4 protein-coding genes are annotated in these 4,477 nt (G+C 66.7%); 1 reads left to right on the forward strand and 3 read right to left on the reverse strand.

Translation table 11 applies throughout. From position 1 onward, the window contains the following. On the forward strand, positions 1 to 182 hold a 182-nt coding region (locus tag LJE69_RS08890), incomplete at its 5' end, for a hypothetical protein (protein ID WP_296924028.1). Here the strand turns inward: LJE69_RS08890 and LJE69_RS08895 are convergent. The 3 genes from LJE69_RS08895 to LJE69_RS08905 form a co-directional block, all read right to left on the reverse strand. Next, on the reverse strand, positions 171 to 1,235 hold the full coding sequence (locus LJE69_RS08895; protein ID WP_296924030.1) for an AI-2E family transporter: 1,065 nt from the start codon (positions 1,233 to 1,235) through the stop codon (positions 171 to 173). The genes LJE69_RS08890 and LJE69_RS08895 overlap by 12 nt on opposite strands. A gap of 3 nt (positions 1,236 to 1,238) precedes the next feature. Then, complete coding sequence (locus LJE69_RS08900; protein WP_296924032.1) at positions 1,239 to 3,098, reverse strand: alpha/beta fold hydrolase; 1,860 nt, start codon at positions 3,096 to 3,098, stop codon at positions 1,239 to 1,241. A gap of 112 nt (positions 3,099 to 3,210) precedes the next feature. Further along, the gene (locus LJE69_RS08905; RefSeq protein WP_296924034.1) at positions 3,211 to 4,017 is read right to left on the reverse strand and encodes a response regulator; all 807 of its coding nucleotides are present in this window, start codon (positions 4,015 to 4,017) and stop codon (positions 3,211 to 3,213) included. Positions 4,018 to 4,477 lie beyond the last annotated feature (460 nt).

Genomic DNA, 4,477 nt, shown 5'->3' on the forward strand with positions numbered 1-4,477 from the left:
TGCATGCGCTCGACGAACGGCTCGGAGCCCAAGTAGATCTGGCCCTTGAGCGCCTGCCATGGGCTGGCGATGCCGATGCCTTCGGCGACGAAGCGCCGGTAGCCGGCTACCGCCGCGGTCCGCTCTTCGGCAAACGCCCGCGGCTCCGTGCTGCCGCCGGGGGCGGGCGCCTACGCGTCTGACGGCGACGCATTCGGCGTCGACTTCTTGAGCTCTGGGCCGAGCATGATGGCGAGCGGCCGGGTCTGGGGGCTCGCATCCAGCGCCGCGATCAGTGCCGCGGTGAGCGGTACGGCCAGGAACATGCCCACCAGGCCGAACAGCCAACCCCAGAAGAGCAGGGCGATGAAGACCGCGAGGGTCGAGATACCGAGTCCCTTGCCCATGACTCGGGGCTCGATGACGTTGCCGATCACGGTATTGACGACGAGGTAGCCTGCCGCGACCAGCAGGGCGGTGGCGAGGTCCGCCTGCACCAGCGCCAGCAGCACGGCCGGGATCATCATGACGACGTTCCCGACCACCGGGACGAAGTTGAGCAGGAAGGCGATCACGCCCCAGAGCGGCGCGAAGTCGATGCCGATCGCCCACAAGAAGAGCCAGATGCAGAGGCCGGTGGCGGCGCTGGTCAGGGTCTTGATCTGCATATAGCGGTTGATGCGCGCCAGCAGTTGGCTGATGCGCGCCTCCGCGTCAGCCGACAGGTGGAAGGCGGCGTGCAGCTTGGTGCGCAGGCTCGGTGCCTCCAACAGGATAAAGACGACGGCGAGCAGCACCAGCAGTCCGGTCGCGAAGATCCCGCTTGCGTTCGAGAGCACCATGCGCACCACGCCCATCACCTTCTTCGGATCCAGGAGGTCCGGAATCGCCTCCTGGGAATGGCTCATGCCCGCCGACTCCAGTAGGCCGCCCACCTGTTGGCTCAACAGCATGAACCGCTCCTGGTAGGTCGGAAAGCTGTCGCGGAAGCCTTCGAAGGCACCCGTGGTCAACAATGCGAACAGGCTGCCGACATCCAGCAGGATGAAAATGATGACCGCCAACGCGCCCCACTTCGGCACACCGGCGCGGCGCAGCCAGCGCAGCACCGGCGTCGCGACGATGGCGACGAAGGTTGCCAACAGCAGCGGCGACAGGATCGGGGCCGCCATGTGCATGAGGGTGATGACCAGCGCGACGGCGCCGGCGATGATGAGCCCCCGTGCGGGCGGAGAGAATTGGACCTGGAGCGACATGCGTCAGTCCTCTCGTGGGTTGATGTGGCTGGTTCCTGGCGGCCTGATGCGGCTGGTCTTTTCCATTCGGTTCGCCCTTTCAAGGGGTTTCGTTCTACCCGTTGGCGCGACGTCGTGCTCTGCCGGCGTGCCACGGCTTGCCTGCTGCTGCGCGACATCCATCAGGATGATGCGCTTGATCTCGGCCACCGCGGCAGGGTGATCGAAGCCGCCATGCCCGGTGGGCACGATCAATTCGGACTTGGCGCCCGCGACCCGCGCGCTCCTGACTGGCACGACCCCATCCGAGCCGGCGCTGCCGTCGCCCCGGCCGCGGTTGCCGATGATGGAGTGTACGGGGACCGTCGGGGTGGTGGCGCTCAGGGCGCGCAGGAATCGCGAGTGAGGGGAGAGGCCGTGGATGCTCGTCGGGAGGCGGCGGCTTTCTTGGCCGGCAAGGTGGTCAAGCGCATACTCGGCCTCGGTCAGCAGCGTGTCCGGCAGCTGGATCAAACGGATCGCCAGTGCGCCCAGGCTGTTGGCAGCGAGTCGGCTGCCGCGGTGGGGCACGAACAGGAACACGACCCGGGAGACGTCGGTGCGCGGCTCGAAGATCAATGCCCGCCGCACGCGATTGTAGTCGGATAGTTCGGAGACACCGGGGAGGATCTTCTTGGCGCGCGTCGGGCTGATGCGCGACACCTGCGCTCGCGACAAGATGCCGCCCATGCTGTGGCCGATGAGAATCATCTTGTGCGTCAGGCCCGTATTGGCGACGGCGTCGTCCAGCGCACTGCGCAGTTGCAGCGCCGACAGTGGCACGGGCTGGCCCGTCGGATAGTAGAAGAACCAGAACTGGCAGCAATCCCGAATGCGCGGATCGGCCAGCAGTTGGGTGACCAAGGGCTCCCAAATCCCGGGCGTGGACAGGAGGCCGTGCACCAGCACAACCGGCGTCTTGTCCGCATCGAAGGGCCGCAGGAAAACGATGCGGGGCTCGCCGGTGAAGCGCCCAGGCCGCACGAGATTGGCGATGGCCGCAAGGGGTCTGATGCCCGTGGCCTTGGTCGCCTTGAGCGGCGCGTAGAGATCCATGGCGACCGGTAGGGTGCTGGCGGCGGTCGGCACCTGCGCTACCGCATCGGGGTCCACCAGCGCGGTCTCGCAGCAGACAGAGCGGGCCCCGGGCATGCCTATCGCCATGTCTGGCGCAGTCTCCGGCTGCCGTGTGGCCGGGCGTTCCGGAAACAGATTTGCCCCCGGGGGTCGCCGACTGTTACCGGGTTGGACAACCAGCGTTGCGGGCAGGTCATAGCCGGCCCGCGGCGCGTTCGGATCCTGCGGCGCCGGTAACCTCGCGACGACGGGCAGACCGATGCCGGCCCGTTCGAGCCCCGCGGGCTTGGCGCGGGGGCGGACCACGGGCGTGACGCGACTCAGCTTCTCGGGGTCGAGGAGCGCATCTGCCCCCTCAACGTCTGCCGTCGGCCGTGGCGGCGTCGCGTCGTCCAGCAACTGGGGGAGGTGGCCCGCCAGCAAACGCCGATGGCGGGCCTCGCTGCGCGCCAACGCCTCGGGCTGACCGCGGCTTTGAGCCAGGGTTTCGATGGACTCCGCCACGGACTGGGCGAGCTCGGCGTTGGCCGGGACGTTGCCCGCAGCGCGGCCCTGCAGCAGGGGAGACGTGGACTGGCAGCCGACCAGGGTCAGCAGGATGAGTGCAAAGAGCGTGTACGTGAAGGGCTGCCGACGTCGGTTCCATGAGCCTTGCTTCGACCTGCCCATCCCCGCCGCCACCCACGGCACTGCGTCGCACCGGTGCCCGGCACCGGCCGCTGTGAATTTGTGGGCGTTCCGACCGCCACCTGTCGGCGTACTGCTCATAGACGGATGGGGCGCGGTCGCGGCTCATGGACGCCTGCGATCCTAGGTAGCGGCCAAGCCTCGGTCAAGCGAAGCTGACAGCACCGGCGGCTCCCATCGGCCATGCGGGGAGTTATGTCGCTGCCGACTCCCCGGATTCGTGGTTCAAATAGCCTTGCCGATATTGCCGTGGCGTGACGCCGAAGTAGCGGCGGAATGCACGCGTGAAGTCACCGGCGTTGCGATACCCGACCCGGTCCGCGATCAGCTGGACCTGCAAGTCGGTGTCGTGCAGCAAACCGCGGCCGCGCTCGAGACGTAGCTGCTGCAGGTACTCGTAGGCGCTCATACCCACCTGTTCGCGAAAGATGCGGATGAGTCGCTGCTGATTGGTGCCCACCCTGTGGGCCAGCTCGACGCCGCTCGGCGGGTCGGTGAGCTGGCGAGTCAGAATGGCGACCGCCTGGTTGAACATGCGCCGGTCCCGCAGGGCAGCTGACGCCGACTGCGAGTCCCCAAGTGCGTCATCGACACTCTGGCTCGTCAGCGCCATGAGCCGCTGCCGGTCGCCGAGTTGGACGAAGACCCGCGCCAGCACCTCCTGCTCCGAGAACGGCTTGGTGATGTAGTCAGCGGCACCGGCCGCGAACCCTCGCAGCTTGTCTTCCGTCTCCATCGCGGCGGAGAGGAAGATCACCGGAATCCCGGCCGTGCGCCGATCGGTCTTGAGCCGACCGCAGATGGTGAATCCGTCGCTGCCGGGCATCATTACATCCAGCAGGATCAGGTCCGGCCTCGCGTGGACCGCGATCCGCAGCGCATCGTCGCCGTTCTGGGCGACCAGTAGATCGATCTCCCGATCCTTGAGGTAGGCCATCAATAGGCCGACCGACGCGGGCTGGTCGTCGACTACGAGAATACGGGCGATGAAGTCTGGCATCACCGGGCTCCTTCGAGGCATTTGCACCATGGCATTGGCAGGTCGATCGACCATCCCGGCCGAACATCAGCTCGGAAGTCGCCCCGCCTCGAACGCTCGAGCGGAAGCCGGCTTCCGTCGCTGTCCAGGTCCCGTTCCGAGTGCTCGCCGACCATGGCGGTTCATCCTGCCCAAAATGGACAGCACTGAATACGCAGGGGCACCCGAGACCGATTTTGCCGCATCCGCCCGGACGCATGGCCACAAGGTATGTTGTGTTCACGTCTTGGCACAGCATTCTGTCGTGCAAGCTCATTTCACGGCTCCTACACGAGCTGTGCTTGCTGATAGCCTATACACAGCTTTCAGGCGCTCATATGGTGATCACCATCGTCGGCTGCGATCTTGTGGGAGCGGCACTCACGGTGCCGCGACCGGCGGCGCACGGCGCGGCGGAGACGGCGGAGACAAGGTCTCACAC

It is taken from the genome of Thiohalocapsa sp. (genome assembly GCF_022340605.1).
GTDB lineage: Bacteria > Pseudomonadota > Gammaproteobacteria > Chromatiales > Chromatiaceae > Thiohalocapsa.

Bases quoted from the DNA above. Each gene is read 5' to 3' on its own strand.
- LJE69_RS08905 (WP_296924034.1), bottom strand. From the start codon at position 4,017: ATGCCAGACTTCATCGCCCGTATTCTCGTAGTCGACGACCAGCCCGCG.
- LJE69_RS08895 (WP_296924030.1), bottom strand. From the start codon at position 1,235: ATGTCGCTCCAGGTCCAATTCTCTCCGCCCGCACGGGGGCTCATCATC.
- LJE69_RS08900 (WP_296924032.1), bottom strand. From the start codon at position 3,098: ATGAGCAGTACGCCGACAGGTGGCGGTCGGAACGCCCACAAATTCACA.